Source organism: Kitasatospora sp. NPDC127067 (assembly GCF_042724755.1).
Lineage (GTDB): Bacteria > Actinomycetota > Actinomycetes > Streptomycetales > Streptomycetaceae > Kitasatospora > Kitasatospora lactacystinica.
Map to the genome: position 1 here is coordinate 1 of NZ_JBHXEM010000142.1, position 20,894 is coordinate 20,894.

18 protein-coding genes are annotated in these 20,894 nt (G+C 73.6%); 4 read left to right on the forward strand and 14 right to left on the reverse strand.

The window, feature by feature from the left end; genetic code table 11:
• Positions 1 to 299: 299 nt before the first annotated feature.
• From ACFWJ4_RS35450 to ACFWJ4_RS35465, 4 genes are all read right to left on the reverse strand, one after another.
• Complete coding sequence (locus ACFWJ4_RS35450) at positions 300 to 2,330, reverse strand: flotillin family protein (RefSeq protein ID WP_380551816.1); 2,031 nt, start codon at positions 2,328 to 2,330, stop codon at positions 300 to 302.
• A gap of 90 nt (positions 2,331 to 2,420) precedes the next feature.
• Positions 2,421 to 3,170, reverse strand: coding sequence for a hypothetical protein (locus tag ACFWJ4_RS35455; protein WP_380551819.1), 750 nt, complete (start codon positions 3,168 to 3,170; stop codon positions 2,421 to 2,423).
• A gap of 334 nt (positions 3,171 to 3,504) precedes the next feature.
• On the reverse strand, positions 3,505 to 4,620 hold the full coding sequence (locus tag ACFWJ4_RS35460; RefSeq protein ID WP_380551822.1) for a PucR family transcriptional regulator: 1,116 nt from the start codon (positions 4,618 to 4,620) through the stop codon (positions 3,505 to 3,507).
• Positions 4,621 to 4,708: 88 nt separating this feature from the next.
• Positions 4,709 to 5,476, reverse strand: coding sequence for a GntR family transcriptional regulator (locus ACFWJ4_RS35465; protein WP_380551825.1), 768 nt, complete (start codon positions 5,474 to 5,476; stop codon positions 4,709 to 4,711).
• Positions 5,477 to 5,756: 280 nt separating this feature from the next.
• On the opposite strand from ACFWJ4_RS35465, the gene ACFWJ4_RS35470 reads away from it, so the two are divergent.
• Together ACFWJ4_RS35470 and ACFWJ4_RS35475 are read left to right on the forward strand one after the other, a co-directional pair.
• Positions 5,757 to 6,512, forward strand: coding sequence for a tyrosine-protein phosphatase (locus ACFWJ4_RS35470; RefSeq protein ID WP_380551828.1), 756 nt, complete (start codon positions 5,757 to 5,759; stop codon positions 6,510 to 6,512).
• A 186-nt stretch (positions 6,513 to 6,698) separates the two neighbouring features.
• Positions 6,699 to 7,262 (forward strand): DUF4291 domain-containing protein, encoded by a 564-nt coding sequence (locus ACFWJ4_RS35475; RefSeq protein WP_380551831.1) that lies wholly within the window; start codon positions 6,699 to 6,701, stop codon positions 7,260 to 7,262.
• A gap of 9 nt (positions 7,263 to 7,271) precedes the next feature.
• On the opposite strand, the gene ACFWJ4_RS35480 is transcribed toward ACFWJ4_RS35475, so the two are convergent.
• On the reverse strand, positions 7,272 to 8,117 hold the full coding sequence (locus tag ACFWJ4_RS35480; RefSeq protein ID WP_380551834.1) for an ABC transporter permease: 846 nt from the start codon (positions 8,115 to 8,117) through the stop codon (positions 7,272 to 7,274).
• The gene (locus ACFWJ4_RS35485) at positions 8,114 to 9,025 is read right to left on the reverse strand and encodes an ABC transporter ATP-binding protein (RefSeq protein ID WP_380551837.1); all 912 of its coding nucleotides are present in this window, start codon (positions 9,023 to 9,025) and stop codon (positions 8,114 to 8,116) included. Before ACFWJ4_RS35485 ends, ACFWJ4_RS35480 begins: the two co-directional genes overlap by 4 nt.
• Positions 9,026 to 9,159: 134 nt before the next feature.
• Here ACFWJ4_RS35485 and ACFWJ4_RS35490 point away from each other — a divergent pair, with 134 nt between their 5' ends.
• Positions 9,160 to 10,446 (forward strand): sensor histidine kinase, encoded by a 1,287-nt coding sequence (locus tag ACFWJ4_RS35490; protein ID WP_380551840.1) that lies wholly within the window; start codon positions 9,160 to 9,162, stop codon positions 10,444 to 10,446.
• Complete coding sequence (locus tag ACFWJ4_RS35495) at positions 10,443 to 11,108, forward strand: response regulator transcription factor (protein ID WP_359914785.1); 666 nt, start codon at positions 10,443 to 10,445, stop codon at positions 11,106 to 11,108. Before ACFWJ4_RS35490 ends, ACFWJ4_RS35495 begins: the two co-directional genes overlap by 4 nt.
• 136 nt (positions 11,109 to 11,244) lie before the next feature.
• On the opposite strand, the gene ACFWJ4_RS35500 is transcribed toward ACFWJ4_RS35495, so the two are convergent.
• The 8 genes from ACFWJ4_RS35500 to ACFWJ4_RS35535 all read right to left on the reverse strand — a co-directional run bounded on the left by ACFWJ4_RS35500 (position 11,245) and on the right by ACFWJ4_RS35535 (position 20,680).
• Positions 11,245 to 12,345, reverse strand: coding sequence for a hypothetical protein (locus ACFWJ4_RS35500; RefSeq protein WP_380356712.1), 1,101 nt, complete (start codon positions 12,343 to 12,345; stop codon positions 11,245 to 11,247).
• A 390-nt stretch (positions 12,346 to 12,735) separates the two neighbouring features.
• Positions 12,736 to 13,422 (reverse strand): hypothetical protein, encoded by a 687-nt coding sequence (locus ACFWJ4_RS35505; RefSeq protein ID WP_380551843.1) that lies wholly within the window; start codon positions 13,420 to 13,422, stop codon positions 12,736 to 12,738.
• Between the two features lie 148 nt (positions 13,423 to 13,570).
• A complete protein-coding gene (locus tag ACFWJ4_RS35510) occupies positions 13,571 to 14,590 on the reverse strand; it encodes an N-acetylglucosamine kinase (RefSeq protein ID WP_380551846.1) in 1,020 nt (339 codons plus the stop codon).
• A 172-nt stretch (positions 14,591 to 14,762) separates the two neighbouring features.
• The gene (locus tag ACFWJ4_RS35515) at positions 14,763 to 16,043 is read right to left on the reverse strand and encodes a 6-phospho-beta-glucosidase (protein ID WP_380356722.1); all 1,281 of its coding nucleotides are present in this window, start codon (positions 16,041 to 16,043) and stop codon (positions 14,763 to 14,765) included.
• Between the two features lie 8 nt (positions 16,044 to 16,051).
• A complete protein-coding gene (locus ACFWJ4_RS35520; protein ID WP_380551849.1) occupies positions 16,052 to 16,969 on the reverse strand; it encodes a carbohydrate ABC transporter permease in 918 nt (305 codons plus the stop codon).
• A gap of 21 nt (positions 16,970 to 16,990) precedes the next feature.
• A complete protein-coding gene (locus ACFWJ4_RS35525; RefSeq protein ID WP_359914800.1) occupies positions 16,991 to 18,004 on the reverse strand; it encodes a sugar ABC transporter permease in 1,014 nt (337 codons plus the stop codon).
• A 25-nt stretch (positions 18,005 to 18,029) separates the two neighbouring features.
• Positions 18,030 to 19,385, reverse strand: a complete 1,356-nt coding sequence (locus tag ACFWJ4_RS35530; protein WP_380551852.1) for an ABC transporter substrate-binding protein — start codon at positions 19,383 to 19,385, stop codon at positions 18,030 to 18,032.
• 104 nt (positions 19,386 to 19,489) lie between these two features.
• Positions 19,490 to 20,680, reverse strand: coding sequence for an ROK family transcriptional regulator (locus tag ACFWJ4_RS35535; RefSeq protein WP_380551855.1), 1,191 nt, complete (start codon positions 20,678 to 20,680; stop codon positions 19,490 to 19,492).
• Positions 20,681 to 20,894 lie beyond the last annotated feature (214 nt).

A 20,894-nucleotide genomic window follows, 5' to 3' on the forward strand; every position in this document is an offset into this window, starting at 1 on the left:
CTCGGCTGCGCGGGGTGGGGGGCCGCCGCGGGGGGCCCCCCCCCCGCACCCCCCCCCCCCCGACCGCGCCCCCGGGGCGGGCTCACACCGCCGGGGCCGGGTGGTTGTTTGGGCCCGCGGCTCGGGCGAGCCGGTCGCGCAGGACCTCGTAGGTGCCGGCGTCGAGCCGGGCGTCGAGGGCGTCCACGGTCACGGTCACGTTCCTCGGTCGGTTCCGTCAGATCGGTCGGGTCGGGCGGTTCTGTCGGTCGGGTCGGGCGGTTCGGGCGGCGGGTCGGAACGCCCGGTCGCTCAGCGGGTCACTTGGAGCCGTTGGCCGAGGCGAGGCCGCCGGCCAGGACCCCGAGCGGGGTCTCCGCGACGCCCAGCTGCTGCGCCGACTCCAGCAGCCGGCGCAGCTGCCCGGCCTGGTCGCCGGCGCCCGAGCCGATCAGCTTCATCAGCAGGGCGGAGACCGTCAGGTTCTGCACGTCCGCCGTGGAGACCGAGGAGAGCACCCTGGTGAGGTCCTCGGTGAAGCTGGCCCGCCCGTCCAGCCAGGGCCCGGCCAGGGTCTGCGCGGTCTGCGAGTGGCCGACGAAGGCGTCCAGGCTCTTGCCGGCCGACACCGACTGCACCAGCCTGTCGAAGAAGACCGAGTCCCCGCCGACGATGTCGATCTTCGCCTTCTCCAGCCCGGCCGCGACCAGCGCCGCCTGGGCCTCGGCGATCTGCCGCTGGGTGTCCAGCCCGGCCAGCCGGACGTCCTTCTCGGCGGCCAGCCGCAGACGGTACTCCTCGTGCCCGCGCGAGGCCTCGTCCAGCTTGGCCATCGCCGCGGCCTTCTCGGTCAGGCCCTCGGCCTCGGCCTTCAGCCTTCCGCCGACCTCCAGCGCGGCGGCCTTGGCCTTCTCGACCTGGACGACGGCCTCGGCACGGCCGACCTTCTCCACCGCCGCGGCCTCCTGCTCGCGGACCTGGACCCGGGCCAGACCCTCGGCGGCGGCCTCCGCCCGGATGCCCTCGGCCATCCGGATCTTGGCGGCCGCGTCCAGCTCGGCGGCCTGCTGCCGGGCCTCGGCCAGCACCAGCGCCTCGCGGGCCTTGTGCGAGGCGGCCTGCTCGGCGGCCTCGGCGGCCTTGATGTCCTTGACGAGCTTCTCCTGCGCCTCGGCCTCGGCCTGGATCACGACGGCCTTGCGGACCCGCTCGGCCTCCTCGGTGGCGCGCAGCGTCTTGACGGCCTCCTCCTGCTCGGCGACGGTGCGGTCCACCGCGACCCGCTCGCGGACCACGTCGGCGACCTCGCGCTTGGCGGACTCGACCTCCTTCTCCTTGGCGATCGTGGCGAGCTGGGTCTCCCGCTCGCGGCCGACGACCTCCAGCAGGCGGTCCTTCTCGATCCGCTCGTTCTCCACCGCGATCACCCGCTCGCGGTTCTTCTGCGCCACCGCGACCTCGCGGGCCTGGTTCTCCCGCTGCACCCCGAGCAGCTCCTCGGTGCGCAGGAAGGCGGTCTGGGCGTTGAGCCGCTCCTCCTCCTGCACCCGGGCGATCACCGCGTCCTCCTTGGCCCGCAGGGTCTCGATCTCGCGGCGCTGGCGGATCTCGGCGTCGGCCTGCCGGCGCTCCAGCTCCAGGACGGCCTCCCGGGCGTCCACGTTCTGCCGGGTGATCTCCTTCTGCTCGTTGCGCTGGTACTCGTTGGTGCGCACGTGCTCGATCGCCGTCAGCTCGGTGATCTTGCGGATGCCCTGGGCGTCCAGGATGTTGTCGGAGTCCAGCTGGCTCATCGGAGTCTGTTCCAGGTGGTCGATGGCCGCGTCCTCAAGGGTGTAGCCGTTGAGGTCGGTGCCGATGACCGCGATGATCTGGTCCCGGAACTCGTGCCGGTGGGTGTACAGGTCGGTGAAGTCCAGCTGCTTGCCGACGGTCTTGAGCGCCTCGGCGAACTTGACGGCGAAGAACTCCTGGATCGCCTGCGGGTCGCTGGCCCGGGCGGTGCCGATCGACTGCGCGACCTTGATGACGTCCTCGACGGTCTTGTTGACCCGGACGAAGAACGAGATCCGGATGTCCGCGCGGATGTTGTCCCGGCAGATCAGGCCGTCCCGGCCGGCCCGGTGGATCTCCACCGTCTTCGCGGTGATGTCCATCAACTCGGCCTTGTGGAGCACCGGGAGGACGATCGCGCCGGTGAAGGTCACATCCACCTTCTTCGTCCGGGAGACGATCAGTGCCTTGCCCTGCTCGACCTTCTGGAACAGACGGCCCACGAACAGCAGCATGGCGAGCACGATGAGCAGCACGACGGCGACGAGCACGCCGAAACCCACGGCGATGGTGTCCATCACGGAGTCCTTTGACGATGGCGAGTTGGTGCGAAGGGAAGGGCGGTGAGGGTGGATGGAAACGCGTGACGCCGCGTCAGCGGACAGGCGTCAGTGGGCGGGCGGCGGGTCGAAGGGCGCCACCAGGAAGTGCTCGCCCTCGGCGTCGTAGTCGAAGATCAGGGCGGTCCGCCCGGCCGTCAGGGCCGGTTCGGGCGTCGCCGTACGGACCTGGACGGTCGCGGTGGAGCCGTCCTCCGCGGTGACCTCGGCCTGCCCGAAGTCGGCCGTCACCCGGCCGGTCCGGATCACGCAGACCCGGCCGACGAAGTCCCCCCGGGTGACCGGCCGGTCCTGCGGGAACAGCCGCGACAGCGGCCGGACGAGCACCCGGGTGCCCGCCCAGGAGGCGACCAGCGCGACGACGAACACGCCGCCGCGCGCCGGTGCCCCCGAGGTGAGGACGGTGCCGGCCAGGCTGACGAACCAGGCGATTGCGACCAGCAGCGACACCGCCACCGTCACGGGCACCCCGCCCAGCCCCAGCGCGTCCAGCACGCCCGTGTGGTGGCCGGTGCCCTGCCGGCCGGACCCGTCGTCGGCGCCGTGCCCCCCGGCACTGTGCCCCCCGCCACCGTGCCCCTCGTGTCCGAGGTGCCCGGCGTGCCCCCCGTGCCCGGCACCCAGGTGGTGCCCCGCGTGTCCGACGTCCACCTGGTGCCCGCCGCCGTGCCCCCCGTGCACGGCGCCCGGAACCAGGCCGCCGAACAGCATCAGCAACCAGTACCCGACCACCACCACCAGCGCGAAGCTGAACAGCGCCGTCGGGAAGGCCAGCGCGGCCGCGAAGAATCCCCCCATCCCGGCCACGCTCCCCCGTCTTCCCGCCGGCGCCGCGCTTCGGCGCCGGGGAGATCATGACAGTGCCGCGGTCCCCCGCACATTGCCAGGATCCGGCAATCTTTACGCCCTCTTGACACCCTGGTACGTACGGCCCGCGTGACACTGCAACAGCTCGGCAACAGGACGGCCGCCGGACGGTTCCGGAGCCGCCCCCCGGGTTTGGGGCGGCGGGACTCCCGCGGCGGGACCGCGGCGGTCGTATCGCGCACTACGGCCGTGGTTCCGCGCACTACAGCTGTGGTTCCGCGCACTACAGCCGTAGTGCCGCGCACTACAGCCGTCGTACCGCGTACTACAGCGGTTGTTCCGGCCAGTTCAGCAGCCGCGCACCCATCGCCGCCGTCTCCAGGGTGAAGCGCTGGAGCGCGTCCGCCGGGTCGTACCCGGTCAGCGCCTTGATCCGCTCCAGCCGGTAGCTCAGCGTGCGCACGCTCAGGCCCAGCCGGCGCGCCGCCTCCGCGTTCACGTACGCGGCCTCCGCCTGCACCGCGATGGTGTCCAGCAGCGGACGGGCGCCGCCGCGTGCCTCGGTCAGCGGGCCGAGCACGCTGCGCACCAGGTCGGCCATGGCGGCCCGGTCGCGCATCAGCACCGGGAAGACCAGCAGCTCCTCGGCCCGCAGCTGCCGGGCCGGCAGGTCCAGCCGCTGCGCGTAGTCCAGCGCGTCCAGCGCCTCCTCGTAGCTGCGCGGCACCCCGCTCGGCCCCGAGTGCCGGCGGCCGGTGGCCACCCGCAGCACCGGGCGGTAGCCGGGGCCGGGGCGCAGCGTCAGCTCGGCGAAGGCCTCCAGCACGGCCCGCTCGGAGTCCGGGGCGATGCACACCAGCCGGCCGTCCTTGCTGGCCAGCAGCACGTCCCGCTCGCCGAACCGCCCGGCCAGCTCCCGCTCCACCCGGTGCACCAGCGGATGGACGTCCGCGAACGGCTCTTCGCCCACCGCGACCGCCACCGTGTACGAGCCCGCCAGCCGCAGCCCGAACCGCTCCGCGCGCTCGGCCAGCAGCCCGAGGTCGCTGCGGCCGAACAGCAGGTCGTCGATGAACTCCCGGCGGGCCGCCTCCTCCTGGCGGACGGCCAGGCGCTGGGCCCGCTCGTGGCCCTCGCCCAGCGCGGCCAGCGCGGCGTCGGTGGCGGCGAGCACCGCGTCGCCCGTGCGGCGCAGCTCGGTGACACTGCTCGCGGCGGCCGTCCCGGGCAGGGTCTGCCAGGCCCGCCGGGCCGCGGCCAGACAGTGCGCCACCACCTCGCGCAGCCCGTACCCGGCCTCGGCGCAGTGCTCGCCGAGCTTGCGCAGGCGCTCCAGCTCCTCGCGGCGCGGCAGCCGCCCGGTGCGGGAGACGTCGGCGAGCAGGACGAGGTAGACCTCGGCCAGCTCGCCGGGTATGTCGTAGTCGATCTCCTCGATCACCGTGCTCTGCCCGCCCCCGTACGGCCTGGTGTTTCGGCGCTGAATTTATCAGGGGCGCTCCGGCCGGGGGCGGGCGCGGCGGCCTTCGCTACCGGTCGCGGAAGTGCAGGACGAAGCGCGCGCTGCTGCCGTCGATCCGCCGCCGCACGTACAGCGACGGGGTGCCGTCCGGGGTGCAGCTGACGCCCTCGCGCACCAGCAGCGCGGTGCCCGGCGGGACGCCCAGCAGCTCGGCGTCCGCGAGGTCCGCGCCGATGGCGCCGAAGGCCCGCCAGTCGTACTCCAGTTCCACCCCGGCGGCCCGCGCCAGGTCCGGCACCAGGTTCCCGGAGCGGCCCGGCCGGACCAGCTCGGCGGGCAGCGGGCCGAACGGCACCCAGTAGCTGCACGCCGCCCGGGCCCGCCCGCCCAGCCGGATCACCGAGTCCACCCGGGACAGCTCCGCCGGGCTGCGGCCCAGCTGACGGGCGGCCTCCGCGTCCTGCGGCGAGCCCGTGACGGGCGGAGCGGCCACCACGAACTCGCCGTCGGTGCGCTCCTCGTTCGGCAGTGCGGTGGGCACGCTGCCGAGGTCGAAGCGCTGGCTGCGCGGGTCCACGGCGATCGACACCCGTACGGCCGGCGGGCGGACGAAGGTGCCCACGCCCCGGCGGATCTCCACCACGGCCGCCCGCTCCAGCTCCGCCACCGCCTGCCGCACGGTCAGCCGGTTCACGCCGAACTCGGCGCTCAGCTCGGACTCGCTGGGCAGCCGGGTGCCGGCCGGGTAGGCGCCGGCGTCGACGCGCTCCTGGATCCGGCGGGCCAGGCGGCGGTACACCGGGGTGTTCGGGGAGCTCGGGGGGTTCGTCGCCACGGGCCCGATCCTACGGAGCCCGCCCGCGCCCCCGGGGTCGGTCCGCGCCGCCCGCGCCGTCCGCGCCCCGGCCGCGCCCGCTTCCGTCGCCCGGATCGCCGTGGCCCGCTGCGGCCGCCCGGGTCGCCGTGGCCCGCCGAGGGGAGTGGGATGGAGGGATGCACCGATCGAGGCTTGCCCGGCGACCCCGGAACGGGTTACACATCTAGACGTCTAGATGTCTCCGCTCCGGATCTTCCCCGTCCCGTCCCGGGTGCGGCTCCACCGAAAGGCCTCCCGCATGTCCCTGGTCAACTTCCGTGACGCCGCCGTCCTCGGCGACCCCGAGGGCCGGCGGGTCCGTCCCGGTGTGCTGTACCGCTCCGCCCAGCCGTTCCCGGCCGCCGACGAGGCCACCGTCGCCCAGCTGCGCGGCTGCGACATCCGCACCATCGTGGACCTGCGGGACCCGCGCGAGACCGACCCCGAGGACTGGGCCGCCGCCGCGGCCGCCGGGATATCCGTCGTCGCCGCCCCGGTGAACCCCGCCACAGACGCCCTCACCGCGCGGATGAGCACCATGGCCACGGCCGCCGACCTGGGCGACTTCTACGTCCTGCTGGCCGAGTCCGCGCCCGAGGCGGTGGCCGCCGCCGTCGACGCCACCGTCCGCCCCGGCGCCGTCCTGCTGCACTGCGCCGCAGGCAAGGACCGCACCGGCCTGCTGACCGCCCTCCTGCTGGACCTCCTCGACGTCCCCGCCGAGCACATCGTCGCGGACTACACCCGCACCGCCGACGCCCTCCCGCAGATCTTCGCCGGCCTCGCCGAACGCCACCGCACCGCCCTCAACGACCGCACCACCTCCCGCGTCACCGACTCCCGGGGCCACAACCTCACGATCCCCGCGCCCCTCCTGGAGGCCCCGGCCGAGGCCATGTCCGTCTTCCTCGACCGCGTCCGCACCCACCACGGCGGCGCGGCCTCCTTCCTCCCCGGCTGCGGCGTCCCGGCCGCCACCCTCGGCGCCTTCCGCGCCAAGACCGCAGCGGCCTGAGGCGGGCGCCGCGGCCCGAGCCGGGCATCACGGGGCCACGGTCCGAGGAGGCCGCGGCCCCGCCCGGTAATCCCGTTGCGCCGGGCGGGCCCGCGCTGGCAGCGTGCCTGGAGCGAAGAGCGTGCCGGAGGCGAAGAGCGTGCCGGGGGCGGAGGGGACGCCGGGGGGCGAAGGGGGTGCCGCGAGATGACCGCACTGCGCGAGATCCGCGCCGACCACGACGCGCGGACGATCGTGCTCTACCAGGCGTACCCGCCGGCCGTCGCCGATGCGGCGCTGGCGGCGGGCCGGTTCACGGCGCCCTTCGGCTTCCACCGGATGACGTGGATCAAGCCCTCGTTCCGCTGGCTGATGCACCGCAGCAACTGGGCGCAGAAGGCCGGACAGACCAGGGTGCTGGCGGTCCGGATCACCCGGGAGGGCTGGGAGGAGGCGCTCGCCCGCGCCGTCCTGACCACCGCGCACCCGGACGAGGTGGCCCGCGCCGAGGTCCACGTGCAGTGGGACCCGGAGCGGTCGCTGCGCGGGGCGGCGCTGAACCACTACAGCATCCAGGTGGGCATCGGCCGCTCGCTGATCCGCAGCTACGCCGAGGAGTGGCTCGTCGGACTCACCGACCTCACCCCGCAGGTGCGGCGGATCGCCGCGCTGGTCCGCGACGGGCAGCCGGCGAAGGCCCAGCGGCTGCTGCCGCCCGAGCGCCCGTACCGGCTGCCCGCCGCGACCGCGCGGCGCCTCGGCCTGGGGTAGCCCAGGGCCTCACACGTCCCGGCGCCGCACCACGAGCACCGTCGCCACCAGCGCGGCCAGGCCCCACAGCCCCATGGTGATCCACGAGTCGAGCACGCTCGGCGCGTACTTCCCCATCGTGGTCGTGGAGTGCGGGGTGATGGTGAGCCGCTGCACGGTGGCCAGGGGCAGGTGGGTGCCGATCTCCTTCAGCCACCGGTAGCGGTCCCCGCCGAACATCATCGGCAGGATGAACATCAGCATCACCAGCGAGACGATCGAGGCGGTGGCGTGCCGCAGCAGCGCGCCCAGCGCCATCCCGATCAGCGCGCAGACCGGCACGATCGCCGCGTAGCCGAGCACGGCCCGCAGGCAGCCCTCGTCGGTGACGGAGAGCCCGACGTGCCGGGAGGCCAGCATCGCGTTGACGGTGAAGAAGGAGACCGCCGACACCACGAGCCCGGCGAGCGCGGTGATCCCGCCGATCAGCAGCACCTTGGCCGCGATCACGCCCCGGCGGTCCGGCACGGCGGCGAAGGTGGTGCGGATCAGTCCGGTGGTGTACTCGCCGAACACGGTGATCGCCCCGAGGCTGCCGGCCGCGACCGCCATCAGGTCGCTCGCGATGCTGCCGAGGCCGTGGAACAGCGGGTCGTAGGTGTACGGCGACTGGCCGGGCATCCGCGGCGGCGGGTGGTCGATGTACGGCAGGTCGGTGTGGACGGCGTTCACGTTGACCGCGATCGCCACCAGCGAGGCCAGCGCCAGCACCCAGTAGGTGGAGCGCAGCGAGCGCAGTTTGATCCACTCGGCGGCGAGCAGGTCGAGGAAACGGGGTGCGGGTTCGACGGTGGAACCCAGGGTCGCGGTGGTCATCGGGCCTCTCCAGCCGGGTACTCGACACTGTCGGCGGTCAGGGACATGAACGCCGACTCCAGCGACGACGTCCGGGCGGCCAGTTCGTGCAGCACCACGCCGTGGCGCAGCGCGAGTTCGCTGATCCGCGCGGCCGGCATCCCCGTGACGATCCCGAGGTGCGGCTCCGCCAGCCGCACCTCGGCCCCCTCGGCGCGCAGGGCCTCGGCCAGCGCGGAGAGCTCGGGCGTCCGGACGGCCACCGAGGAGACCGCGTTGCGGGCCGAGAACTCGGCGAGGCTCTCGTCCGCGATCAGCCGCCCGCGCCCGATCACCACCAGCCGGTCCGCGGTGTGCTCCATCTCCGCCATCATGTGGCTGGAGACGAACACCGTGCGGCCCTCGTCCGCGAGCCGCCGGAACAGCCCGCGCACCCAGAGCACGCCCTCCGGGTCCAGCCCGTTCAGCGGCTCGTCGAACAGCAGCACCGGCGGGTCGCCGAGCAGCGCACCGGCGATGCCCAGACGCTGCTTCATGCCCAGCGAGTAGCCGCCGATCCGCCGCCCGGCCGCCTTGCCGAGGCCGACCTCCGCCAGCACCTCGTCCACCCGCCCGAGCGGGATGCGGTTGCTGCGGGCCAGCGCCGACAGGTGGGCCCGGGCGCTGCGCCCGCCGTGCACGTCGCCCGCGTCCAGCAGCGCGCCGACGTGCCGCAGTCCGCGCGGCCGGCCGGCGAAGGGCACGCCGGCCACGGTGGCGGTGCCCGCGGTGGGGGTGTTGAGGCCCAGGATCATCCGCAGCGTGGTGGACTTGCCCGCGCCGTTGGGCCCGAGGAAACCGGTCACGGTGCCCGGCCGGACGGTGAAGGTCAGTTGGTCGACGGCCGTGGTGGCGCCGTACCGCTTGGTCAGTCGCTCGATCTCGATCACGGGGACAACGCTGCCGGTCGGCCCCCGTCCCGGGCATCGGGCCGCGGGCCACAACCGCGGGTCGCCGTACTGGCCCCGGGGATTACGCCCCCGGGCCAATGCGCCGCCGGCCGGGCCGCCGATACCATCGCGCCATGATCACCGAACCTCGTCCGCCGCTGCTCAGGCGCCTGCCCGCGGGCGTGTGGGTGGCGGCGCTGTGGACGGCCCTGGTGGGGTTCCGATTCCTCACCCGCGAGGACGAGCTGCGCCACCTAGTGAACTACCACGGCAACCCCGAGGACATGCCGATGGTGGTCACCGCGGTGGTCACCACCCTGGTCGCGGCGCTGCTGGTCCGGCTGCCGCTGCTCGCCGTCGTGGTGGCGCTCGGGGGCGGGATGTTCGCGCTCGGGATGTGGGGCGTCCCGGAGGCGGCGCCGCTCCAGTTCCTGATCGCCGACGCGGTGGTCGGCTACTGCGCGGCCACCCGCTCCCGCCGGGTCTCGCTCACCGCCCTGGCGCTGCCGCTCGCCACCCTCGCCGGGCTGCTGATCTGGGGCGCCGTCAACGACTACCCCGTCAACCCGCTCGCCTACGCGGGCTTCGCCGCCACCGTGCTGATCGCCTGGCTGATCGGCAACACCGTGCACCAGGGCCGCGTCCACACCGAGGCGTTGCGCGGCCGGGCCTCCGAGCAGGCCATCACCGCCGAACGGCTGAGGATCGCCCGCGAGCTGCACGACATGGTCGCCCACAACATCGGCATCGTCGCGATCCAGGCCGGCATGGGCAGCCGGGTCATGGACACCCAGCCCGCCGAGACCCGCAAGGCACTGGAGGCGATCGAGGCCACCAGCCGGGAGACCCTGGCCGGCCTGCGCCGGATGCTCGGCGCGCTGCGGCAGGGCGAGGGGGAGTCCGCCCCACTCGAAGTGGCGCCCGGGCTGGGCGAGTTGGGCCGACTGGTGGAGAAGGCGGCGGGCGCCGGGGTGCGGGTGGCGCTCACCCGGCACGGCACGGTCCGTCCGCTGCGGCCCGAGGTCGACCTCGCCGCCTACCGGATCGTCCAGGAGGCGGTCACCAACGTGGTCAAGCACTCCGGCACCCGGGACTGCCACGTCACCGTCGCCTACGGTCGGCGGGAACTCGCCGTCACGGTGGTCGACCTGGGCGCCGGAGCGGCGGGTGGCGGCCCCGGCACCGGCTACGGGCTGGCCGGCATGCGCGAGCGGGTCGCCCTGCTGCACGGCGAGTTCAGCGCCGGCCCGCGCCCCGAGGGCGGCTTCCTGGTCGCCGCCCGACTGCCGCTCCCCGAGGAGCCCCCCGGCGAGACCCCCGCCGGGACCCCTGCCGAGCCCGCCGTCGAGCCCGTCGTCGGGACCCCTGTCGGGACTGCCGTCAGGACCGCCGTCGAGACCCCCGTGGAGGTGGGACCGTGATCCGTGTCGTCCTGGTCGACGACCAGCCGCTCATCCGCACCGGCCTGCGAGTGCTGATCGCCGACGCCCCCGACCTGGAGGTGGTCGGCGAGGCCGGCGACGGCGCCGAGGCCGTCGAGCTGGTCGCCCGGCTGCGCCCCGACGTCGCCGTGATGGACATCCGGATGCCCGGTACGGACGGCATCGAGGCCACCCGCCGGATCACCGCCGACCCGGACCTGCCCACCCACGTCCTCGTCCTCACCACCTTCGACGACGACGACTACGTCTACGGCGCGCTGCGGGCCGGGGCCAGCGGCTTCCTGGTCAAGGACCTCGCCCTGGAGACCATCCTGGACGGCATCCGGGTGGTCGCCGCCGGGGACGCCCTGCTCGCCCCCGGCATCACCCGCCGGCTGATCGGCGAGTTCGCCGCCCGCCCGGACGCGGAGGCCGCCGCAGCCCGGCCCCGCAGGCCGGTCGCCGAGGCCGTCACCGAGCGCGAGCGCGAGGTGCTCGTCCTGGTCGGCCGGGGCCTGTCCAACGCCGAGATCGCCGCGGAGCTCACCATCAGCGTGGCCACCGCCAAGGCGCACGTCGCCCGGCTGTTCACCAAGCTCGACGCCCGCGACCGGGTCCACCTGGTCATCCAGGCCTACGAGTTCGGGCTGGTAGCCCCGTAGCCCCGTAGCCCCGTAGCCCCGCAGCCTCGTGACCCCGTAGCCCCGCGACCCCGTAGCCCCGGCACGCGGAAGTGGGGCGGGGCGGGCCCGCACGGCCCGCTCCGGCGCCGGGCGAGGGCCTGCCCCCGCCCGCGCGTCAGTGGACGATCGCGTGCGAGACCTGGCAGCCGTTGACCCCGTTCGACCAGGTGCCCTGCATGGCGAAGGAGCCCGTCGCGAAGCTCACGTTCTGCGCGCCGCCCGTCCCGCCGACGCCGTTCCAGGAGCACTTGTCGGCGTTCTCGTACCCGGTCGAGTCGGTCCAGCCGCCCGCCGGGTTCTGGTCGGTGATGGTCTCCGAGTACTCGTGGCCGTACACGATGGTCACGCCGTCCAGGGTGCCCGCGCTGCCGCTGTTGACGTAGTTCTGGCCGCAGGAGCTGCCCATGTCGGTCACGTACGGGTCGTTGGTGAACGCCACGTCACCGTAGGGGGAGGAGGCGGCGCCACCGGTCAGGGTGGTGTCGCCGTTCCAGTCGTGCCAGGCGCAGAAGCCTCCGTTCGGGGTGTTGAAGCCGTCCGGGTGGGTGCCGGTCGGCGACAGCACCACGTACTGCACGTTGCGGTTGGAGGCGGCGGTGGTGTTGCCGAAGTGGCCGGCGGCCTTGACCGCCTCGGCGGCCAGCTGGTGGCCGGTGGCCTGGCCGGGGGCGGCGGCGGACTCGTCGACCCAGACGCCGGCCAGCGCGCCGCCGGTCGGGTAGCCGACGTGCGCGGAGCCGGACGGGCAGCTGGTCGCGCCCGCGGCGACGCCCTCGCAGTACTGCGTCATGACGCCGGACCAGGTCTCGCTGTTGGTGCCGAGGCCCTTGAACAGCTGCTGCGCCCGGACGGCCTCGCCCTTCGGGTCGCCGGTCAGGGTGGTGTAGCCGCTGGAGTTGGTGCCCTGGGTGCCCCACTGGGTGCCCCAGAAGACCAGGTAGACCTTCGGCGCGCCGGTGGTGACGCCGATGCCGTCGACACCGCCGCCGTAGCTCAGGTTGTTGCTCGCCGGCTTGGCCGCGTTCCCGGCCTCCTTGGTCGGGTGCGCGCCGTGCCGGTAGGGGTGGGGCTGTCCGGCGAACTCGCCGGCCGGCCGGTTGTCCTGGGCGGCCTGGGCCGCCGGGGCGGCGGCGAAGCCGGCGGCGGCCAGCGCCAGGGCGCTGAGCCCGGTCAGGGCCCGCAGCCGCATCCGGCGGGAGGTGGGGGAGATGCCCATCGTGAGGGTTCCTCTCTGGTGCCGGGCGTGCCCGGGTACGGCGCGGCGGCACTGTGGGGGACAAATGGGGCGGCGGCAGCGCGGAGGTGCCGACGGTTCGCCAGGAACCGTCGGTGGTGCGGGGGATCGGGAGCCGGTTACCGCCGACGGCCGGAAGCAAAGCACCGCCGCCGAAACCGGGTCAACGACGGAGAAGGTAAGACCCGCCCCAAGGAAGGCCCCCACGGACGTAGCGAACGTCAAAAGCCCCCAGCGGACGGCCGGTCGATGCGCGTAGCACAGCCGAATGCCAACAGTTGAGAGCCGTTCTTACACCGTATGCGCGCGCCGGGCAGCCGCCGGACAGCCGCCGAGCGGTCGTCAGCAGTCGTCAGCGGACGTCAGCGCACGTCAGGGGCCGTCGACCTCGCCGATCCGCATGATCCGGCCGTGGGAGTCCAGCACCACGTCGTAGGCGTTGCCGTGGCAGCCGTACGGGTCGGCCGGTTCGCGCTCGGCCAGGCAGTCGTCGATGTGGGCGATCAGCTCGTCGAGGGGGACGGTCCGGGCCGGGTCGTCGTGCGGGCCGTCGACCAGGGTCGCGGCCACGCCGGCGCCCGCGAAGCCGTAGTGGACGGGGCTGCCGGCCGGCTCGTAGCGGGCGGAGCCGCAGCTGAACCGGGCGGGCCGGGCGGTGAGTTCGGCCGGGCCGGCGGCGACGACGAGGAAGATCTCGTGACCGGGGTGCGTGGTGGGGGTGGCGCACCCGGGGCCGGCCGAGGGTTCGGCGGGAGGCCCGGCGAAGGGCTCCACGGAAGGCTCGGCGGAGGCGGAGGCGGAAGCCGCGGCGGAAACGGAGGCTTCGGCGGTGGCGGCGGGCACGGACGGGTCGTCCGTGGCGGAGTAGAACTCCTCGTCCTCCTCGTAGAAGAGGTCGTCGTCCTCCTCCAGCAGGTCGTCCGGGCCCTCGTCGGCCAGGGCGGCGGCCGAGGCCTCGGCCACCGTGGAGCCGGAGTCGGCGGGGGTACAGCCGGTGAGGGCGGTGGCGGCGCCGCAGGCCAGCAAGGCGGCGGCGAGGAGCGTGCGGGGCGTGGCCATGGCACCAGTCTCCCCGGGAGGCGGCGGTGGTCGGTACCCGCTTGACACGAACGGGGCCCGGCCCGCGGTTCCCGTCGACGCCGTCCGCCGGTTCCCTCCCCCGCCGGACGTGCGGATCCGGCGGGGGAGGGGGACTGTTGAGCGGCGGTCAGGCCGCCACCGGCCGGCCGGTCTCGTACGCCTCGCGCACCCGGGCCTGCGCCCGCTCGCCCGCCGCCAGGTGGTCGAGGCCGAGCAGCGCCGCGCCGAGCACCGGCGGGGCGACGACGACGCGCGGCTCGGCCAGCGGCGCGGCCGCGGCGAGCCGGGCGGTCAGGTTGTCCAGCAGCAGCGGGTGGCGGGAGGCGAGCACGCCGCCGCCCAGGACCACCGGGGTCGGGGTGTCCAGCAGGTCCAGGCGTCCGAGGGCCACCACCGCGAGCCGGACGATCTCGTCGGCCTGGCGGTCGATCAGCTCCAGCGCCACCGGGTCGCCCTCCGCCCCGACGGCGAACAGCACCCGGGCGATCTCGTGCAGCCGGTCGCTCGACAGGTGCCCGAGGTGGACGGCCTCGGCGACGGCTCCGGCGCTGGGCAGGCCGAAGTGCTCGGCGATGGCCCGGGCGAGCCCGGTCGGGCCGCCGCGTCCGTCCTCCGCGCGGACGGCGTGCCACATGCTGGCGACGGCCAGCCCGGAGCCGCCGCCCCAGTCGCCGGTGAGCTCGCCGAGGGCGGGGAAGCGGGCGGTGCGGCCGTCCGGCAGCAGGCCGACGCAGTTGATCCCGGCGCCGCAGACCACCGCGACGCCGCGCGGGCCGTCGGTGCCGGCCCGCAGCAGGCCGAAGGTGTCGTTGACGACGGTGTTGCCGGCCCCCCAGGGATGGGACTCCAGCGCCACCCGCAGGGCCTCCTCCTCGACCGGCAGGTCGGCGTTGGCCAGGCAGGCGCTGACGTGGCTGGTGAGCACGCCGTTCCAGGACGGGTGCCCGGCCTCGGCGGCGGCCTGCTCGACCAGCGGGGCGAGGCCGGCGACCGCGGCCGCGCCGCCTATCTTCTGCGGCGCGAAGCCGCCGCCGCGGGCGGTGCCGAGGATGCTGCCGTCGGTGCCGATCAGGGCGACGTCGGTCTTGGAGTTCCCCGCGTCGATGGCGAGGACGCCGGGCAGGAGTGGTTCGGGCTGGTGGGTCATCAGGTCCCCGCGGCTCGTACGTGGCCCGGGCCGTGGTCGTCGGCCGGGTGCCCGGCCGTGGTCCCGGCCGGGGTGCCCGGCCGAATGGTCCCCGGCCGGGGGTGGGCGGTCTCCTCGCGGGGCCCGCCCGGCGACCTCCTCCGGTCGCCGGGCGGGCGCGTCGCGGGCCGGATCAGGCCCAGGCGAGGTGCTCGCGGTTGTGGGCGAGCAGCCGGTCCGTGAGCTGGTCGGCGAGCTCGATCTGGCCGACCAGCGGGTGGGCGAGCAGGGCGTCGAAGACCCGGTCGCGGCCGCCGTGCAGGGCGGCGTCGAGGGCGAGGTGCTCGTACGAGGTGACGGCGGCGATCAGACCGGCGTACAGCGGCTCGACGGGCCGCTGCGGCAGCGGGCGCACGCCCCGCGCGTCCACCTCGGCCGGCACCTCGATGACGGCGTCGTCCGGCAGGAAGGGCAGCACGCCGTCGTTGCGGGTGTTCACCACCTGCACGGACGTCCCGCCGCCGGTGCCGAGCAGGGCGGCGATCAGCTGGACGGCCGCCTCCGAGTAGAAGGCGCCGCCGCGCTTGCCGAGCAGCTCGGGCTTGGTGTCCAGGGTCGGGTCGGCGTACAGCTCCAGCAGCTGCCGCTCGATCTCGGCCACCTGGGCGGCCCGAGAGCCCTGCTCCTTCAGTTCCGCCACCACCGCGTCGTGCTGGTAGAAGTACCGCAGGTAGTAGGACGGCACCACGCCGAGGCGCTCGATGACGGCCTGCGGCAGGTGGAGGTCCTCGGCGATCTCCTTGCCGTGCGAGGACAGCAGCTCGGGGAGCACCTCGCGCCCGGTCGCGGCGCCCGGGGCGTCGAGCAGGGTCACCCCGCGCTCCCAGCTCAGGTGGTTGAGCCCGACGTGGTCGAGCCGGACCAGCTCCGGGTCCACGCCCAGGTGCCCGGCGAACTTGCGCTGGAAGCCGATCGCGACGTTGCACAGCCCGACGGCCTTGTGGCCGGCGCCCTGCAGGGCCCGGGTGACGATGCCGACCGGGTTGGTGAAGTCCACGATCCAGGCGTCCGGGTTGGTCCGGCGCACCTGCTCGGCGATGTCCAGCACCACCGGGACGGTGCGCAGCGCCTTGGCGAGGCCGCCGGCGCCGGTGGTCTCCTGCCCGACGCAGCCGCACTCCAGCGGCCAGGTCTCGTCCCGGTCGCGCGCCGCCTGCCCGCCGACGCGCAGCTGGAGCAGGACGGCGTCGGCGTCCGCGACGCCCGCCACCAGGTCGGTGGTCACCGTGACGACCGCGGTGTGGCCCTGCCTGGCGAAGATCCGCCGGGCGAGGCCGCCGATCAGCTCCAGGCGTTCGGCGGCCGGGTCGATCAGCACCAGTTCGCCGATCGGCAGGGTGTCGCGCAGCCGGGCGAAGCCGTCGATCAGCTCCGGGGTGTACGTCGAACCGCCGCCGACGATTGCCAACTTCAGTGCGGACATCAGCCCTTGACCCCTGTCAGTGTCACGCCTTCGATGAAGGCCTTCTGAGCGAAGAAGAAGAGGACGATCACCGGGGCCATCACCAGCAGGGTGGCGGCCATGGTGAGGTTCCAGTTGGTGTGGTGGGCGGCCTTGAAGGACTCCAGTCCGTAACTGAGCGTCCAGGCGTCGTGGTTGTTGCTGGCGTAGATCTGCGGGCCGAAGTAGTCGTTCCAGCAGTAGAAGAACTGGAACAGCGCGACCGCCGCGATGGCCGGCTTGGCCATCGGCAGGACCACCCGCAGCAGGGTGCGCAGGTCTCCGCAGCCGTCGATCCGGGCAGCCTCGATGTACTCCTTGGGGATGGTCATCAGGAACTGGCGCAGCAGGAAGATGGAGAACGCGTCGCCGAAGGCCATCGGGATGATCAGCGGCCAGAGCGAGCTGCCCAGGCCCATCTGCTTGGTCCAGAACAGGTACATCGGGATGACGGTGACCTGCGGCGGCAGCATCATCATCGCGATGACGGCCATCAGGGCCAGGTTGCGGCCGCGGAAGCGGAACTTGGCGAGCGCGTAGGCCACCGGGAGGCTGGAGACCACGGTCAGCAGGGTGCCGAGCCCGGCGTACAGCAGGGTGTTGCGCCACCAGCTGAGGAAGCCGGGGACGGCCCAGACCTTGCCGAAGTTGCCCCATTCCCAGCTGGTCGGCCAGTAGTCGGTGGTGAGCGCCTGCCGGTCCGACATCACCGAGGTGAGCAGGACGAAGACGAAGGGCAGCAGGAAGAACAGCGCGGCGGCGATGGCCAGCGCGTGCACGGCCACCCAGTTGAGCGCCGCGCGGCGCCGGGCGGCCCGGGCGGCGGGGCTGCCGGACCGGGAGGGGCGGGAGGGTCCGGTCGCGGCCGACGCCTCGGTGAGTGTGGTGCCAAGAGTCATGATCAGGTCCTCACAGGCCCGCTAGTCGTCGCTCGCCATGAAGCCGGACCGGCGGCGGAGCAGGATCGAGGTGACGGCCATCGAGATGGCGAACAGCACCAGGGCGACGACGCAGGCCGCGCCGTAGTTGAAGCTCTGGAAGCCGAGCTTGTAGACCATCTGCGGCAGGGTCCAGGTGGAGCCGCCCGGGTAGCCGGGCTCGAAGGGCTGGCCGGAGCCGCCCGCGATGCCGCTGGCGACCTTCCCGGCGACGATCGCCTGGGTGTAGTACTGCATGGTCTGGATCACCCCGGTGACCACCGCGAACATGATGATCGGCGAGATGTTCGGCAGGGTGACGTACCGGAACCGCTGGAACGGGCCGGCGCCGTCCAGTTCGGCCGCCTCGTACTGGTCCCGGGGGACGTCCAGCAGCGCGGCCATGAAGATGACCATCAGGTCGCCGACGCCCCACATGGCGAGCAGGGTGAGGGCGGGCTTGGACCAGTCCTCGGAGGCGAACCAGCCGGGCTGCGGCAGGCCGAGCTCGCCGAGCAGGTGGTTGACCGGGCCGGTGCCGGGGTTGAACAGGAAGGCGAAGGCGACCGTGGCGGCCACCGGCGGGGCCAGGTACGGCAGGTAGAAGGCGGTGCGGAAGAAGCCGGCGCCGGTCTTGACCTTGGTGATGAGCATCCCGATGCCCAGGCCGAAGGCGACCCGCAGGCTCACCATGACGACGACCAGCCACAGGGTGTTGCGCAGGCCCTGCCAGAAGGCCGGCAGCTCGTTGAAGACGTAGTTCCAGTTCTTCAGGCCGCTGAAGGTCGGGGAGCCGAAGCCGTTGTAGGAGGTGAAGGAGAAGTAGACGGTGGAGATCAGCGGGTAGGCGAAGAAGACGCTGAAGCCGATCAGCCAGGGGGAGAGGAAGGCGAGGGTGCGGGCCGCCTCCCGGCGGCGCTTGCGGCGCAGCAGGTGCTGCGTGCCGGGCGCCGCCGGGCCGGTCGGTCCCGCGTCGGCCTCGTCGTTCCCCTTGCGGGTGCCGAACGCGAGTGACATGGGAGCTCCGTGGACCGTTCCCGGGCTACTTGGCCTGGGCGATGTCGGTGTCGATCTGCTTGGCCGTGGCGGCCAGGCCCGCCTGGAGGTCGGTCTGCTTGCCGGACTCGTAGTCGTAGCCGAGGTTCTGCAGGGTGGTGATGTAGCTGCCGCCGTTGACGGCCGGCGGGGTGGTGCCGGAGTGGGGGTTCTTGGCGACGTTCAGGAAGGTCCTGAAGTTGTCGTCGCTCACCAGCTTCGGCGAGTCGAGCGCCTCGAAGGTGCTCGGCACGTTGTGGATCGCGTTGGCGAAGCCGACCACCGCGTCGGTGTCCGTGGTCAGGTACTTGACGAACTCCCAGGCGGCGGCCTGCTTCTTGCTGGTGCTGGCGATGCCGACGATGGTGCCGGTCTGGTAGCCGCGGCCGTAGGTGTCGGCCTGGTCGTCCGGGACGGGGAAGGCGGCGGTGGCCCACTCGAAGTCGGGCTTGTCCTTGGCGAGCGAGGCGGTGCGCCACTCGCCGTCGAGGATCATCGCGAGCTGGCCGGTGTGGAAGGGGTTCTTGGCGCTGAACTCCTCGCCGAAGGTCGCGCGGTACTTCTCCAGCTTGGCGTAGCCGCCGAGCTGGTCGACCAGGCCCTTCTGCCACTTGAGCATCGCGGCGACCTTCGGGTCGGTGGCGATGTCCGACTTGCCGTCGGCGCCGAAGTAGGTGGGGCCGTACTGGCCGAGGTAGTGCTCGGTGGTGGACTCGTAGCCGTGGTACAGCGGCATGAAGCCGAGCTGCTTGTACGAGTCGCCGTCGGCGACGGTCAGCTTGGTCACGTCCTCGGCGAACTCGCTGAAGGTCTTCGGCGGGTTGGCGATGCCGGCGTCGGCGAAGGCCTTCTTGTTGTAGTACAGGCCGTAGGCGTCGCCGAGCAGCGGCAGCGAGCACTGGTTGCCCTGGAACTGGGTGTAGTTGAGCATCGTGGCCGGGAAGGTCTTGGCCGGGTCGATGCCGCTCTTCTGGAGCATCGGCTTGAGGTCGACGAAGGCCTTGGTCGAGCAGAACATGCCGACGTTGTTGGTGGTGAAGGAGGAGACCACGTCCGGCGCGTCGGAGCCACCGGCCCGCAGGGCCTGGTTGACCTTGTCGTCCGCGAGGCTGTCCACGGCCTTGACGTGGATGGTGGGGTGGGTCTTCTCGAAGGCGGCGATGTTGTCGTTGATCGCCTTGATCTCGTTCTCCTGGCTCCAGCCGTGCCAGAAGGTGATGGTGACGTCCTTGCCGCCGGCCGATTCGTCGGAGCCGCCCGTGTCGCTGGAACCGGTGCAGGCGGAGGCGAGCAGCGCCAGGACGGCGCTGCCGGCGACGGCGGCGACGGTGCGGCGGCCTCTGCGGGAGGTGGTGGCGTGCACTTCGGGATCCTCCTGGGGGTGCGCGGGCAGGCCTCGTTGCCTCGGTTCCCGCGTTCGGGGGTTGGGGAGAGGTGGGTGCAGGTGGCGAGGTGACAGGGGGAGCGTCAGTGGGTGGAGAAGACCGCCTCGCGGGCGTCGGACAGGGCACGTTGCAGGGCGCCGAGCAGGACCGGTGAGCCGGACAGGGCACTGCTGCGGACCTCCGGCCGGGCGATGGAGATCCGCGCCAGTTCGTCCTCGACGAGCGCGCGCAGCCGCTCGCCGCCGGCGCTCGGCACCACGCCGGAGAGGACCACCAGTTGGGGGTCGACGACGGCGACGATCACCGCCAGCCCGACGGCGAGCCGCCCGGCCAGCTCGGCGAGGAAAGCGTCGCCGGCGCCCGGGAGGGCCAGCGCCTTGGCGATGGACTCCTGCGCGGTGGCCGCGCCGAGCCCGTGCTCACGGGCCAGGGCCCGGACGGCGGGAGTGCCGACCAGGGCCTGGAACCCGCCGAACTTGCGGCGGCGGGCGTCCCATTCGACCGGCGAGTCGGGCAGCGGCATGTAGCCGACCTCCCCGGCGCCGCCGGTGAAGCCGCGGTGCAGCCGCCCGGCGATCACGATGGCCGCGCCGACCCCCGCCCCGGCCCAGAGCAGGACGAAGTCCTCGAAACCGGCCGCGGCGCCCGAGGAGCGCTCGGCGACGGCGGCCAGGTTCACGTCGTTCTCGATCGACACCGGCGCGCCGATCGCCTCGGTCAGCTCCTCGACGAGTCTCGGCGAGTGCCAGCCCGGCAGGTGGGAGGCGTAGCGCAGCTTGCCGGTGACCGGGTCGGGGGCGCCGCCGACGCCGATCGCGGCGGTGCGCAGGACGCCCTCGGGCAGGCCGGCGGCCCGGACGGCCTCGGCCACCGCGGTGGCGACGGCCGGGACGGTCCCGGCGGCCGGGACGCCCTTGGTGGGCACGGTGTACTCGGCCAGCGTGGTGCCGGTGATGTCGGCGACGGCGACCCGGATCTCGCTGTTGGTGACGTCCAGTCCGGCGACGTACCCGGCGGCCGGATTCACCTGGTACAGACGGGCGTTGGGGCCGGGGCCGCCCGCCGTGGTGCCGACCGGCAGGACCAGCCCGGCCGCCTCCAGCCGGGCCAGCAGCTGGGAGGCGGTGGGCTTGGACAGCCCGGTGAGGGCACCGATCTGGGTGCGCGAGAGCGGCCCGTTCTCCAGCAGGAGTTCGAGGGCGGCACGGTCGTTGATGGCGCGCAGCAGGCTGGGGGTGCCGGCGAGGGGGGCCTTCGCGGTGTTCTTGGTCATGCCCGGAATCCTCCCCTTTCGGCTGGTCGGGACGGTCCGCGGGTGTCCCCGGAGCGGGGAGCGGGCGGGCTTCGGACGAACTGTTAGGAAACTTTCCAGTCGCTTGGGAAGGACCGTAAGGGCCGTGTCGGCGGAGTGTCAATGGTGGGTGGAGCGGAGGATGCCGAAGCGTTACCGGACACGACGCAAGCCCCGCTCCCGGCGTACCGGGAGC